At 76.5% G+C, this 1,500-nt stretch carries 1 protein-coding gene; it reads left to right on the forward strand.

From position 1 onward, the window contains the following. The coding region (locus MFF42_RS03855; RefSeq protein ID WP_238254570.1) for a heavy metal translocating P-type ATPase at positions 1-1,500 on the forward strand (1,500 nt) is incomplete at both ends.

Genomic DNA, 1,500 nt, shown 5'->3' on the forward strand with positions numbered 1-1,500 from the left:
GCTCCCCACGGCCGCGGACTTAGCCATGGCCCAAGCCTCGGGCGGCGCCCCGCCCGCCGGGACCGCGGAGGAGCCTGAGCCGCCGCTCTGGCGGAGCCGGAAGGCGCTGCTGGGCATCCTCATCGGCGCCCTGTTCGCCGCCGGCTTCCTCGTCGAGCGGATCGCGCCGGGCCTGGCGGGCGAGTACGCCTACTGGCCGGGCGCGCTCGTCGGGCTCGCCTATTACGGCCGCCGGGCGGTCCTGGCGGCGTTCGCCGGCACGCCCTTCTCCATCGAGATGCTGATGTCGGTCGCGACCGCGGGGGCGCTCGCCATCCACGCCGCCGAGGAGGCCGCCATCGTCGTGCTGCTCTTCACGGTCGGCGAGATGCTGGAGGTCGTGGCGGCGGGCCGGGCGCGCGCCGGGATCAAGGCGCTCGCCGCCCTGGTGCCGAAGACCGCCCGCCTCGTCGACGGGCCCGACGGCGCCATCCGCGAGGTGCCCGCGGCGTCGCTGGCCATCGGGCAGGTCGTCGTCGTGAGGCCGGGCGACCGCGTGCCCGCCGACGGCGTGATCACCGACGGCGCGTCGAGCCTCGACGAGTCCCCCATCACCGGCGAGTCGGTCCCGAAGCCCAAGGAGGTCGGCGACCCGGTCTTCGCGGGCAGCGTCAACGCCGACGGCGCGCTGCAGGTCCGGGTCACCAAGACGGCGGCCGACAACACGGTCGCCCGCATCCTGCACCTCGTCGAGGAGGCGCAGGCCTCGAAGTCGCCCACGGCGCGCTTCATCGACCGGTTCAGCGCGGTCTACACGCCCATCGCCTTCGCGTTCGCCGCCGCGGTCGCAATCGTGCCGCCGCTGCTGCTCGGCGCCGACTGGGGCACCTGGGTCTATCGGGGCCTGGCGCTCCTCCTGATCGCCTGCCCCTGCGCGCTGGTGCTCTCGACCCCGGCCGCCATCGCGTCCGGGCTGGCCGCCGGAGCGCGGCGCGGGCTGCTCGTGAAGGGGGGCGCCGCGCTGGAGGTCATCGGGCGGGTGCGCACGGTCGCGTTCGACAAGACCGGGACGCTGACGGCGGGGCGGCCGCGGGTCACCGACATCCTGGCCCTCGCCCCGGACGCGTCGGAGCGGTCGCTTCTCGGGTTGGCCGCCGCGGTCGAGAGCGGAAGCAGCCACCCCATCGCCCGGGCCATCCTCGACCGGGCGAACACGGACGGGGTGCCGCTGCGGCCGACGCGGGACGCCCGCGCCATCCCCGGCAGGGCGGTGCAGGCCACGGTGATGGGCCAGACGGTGCTCGTCGCCTCCCCGCGCCACGCCGCCGAGAGCGCGCGGCTCGGCCCCGAGGCGGACCGCGCCGTCGCGGAGCTGGAGGCCGGCGGCAAGACGGTGGTCATCGTCGTCCGCGGCGCCGAGGCCCTGGGCGCCATCGCGGTCCGGGACGAGCCCCGCGCCGACGCGGCCGCCGGCATCGCGGCCCTGCGGAAGCTCGGCGTGCACAGCGTGATGCTGACCGG

The organism is Methylorubrum podarium, assembly GCF_022179745.1.
In the GTDB taxonomy this organism is placed as follows: Bacteria; Pseudomonadota; Alphaproteobacteria; order Rhizobiales; family Beijerinckiaceae; genus Methylobacterium; species Methylobacterium podarium.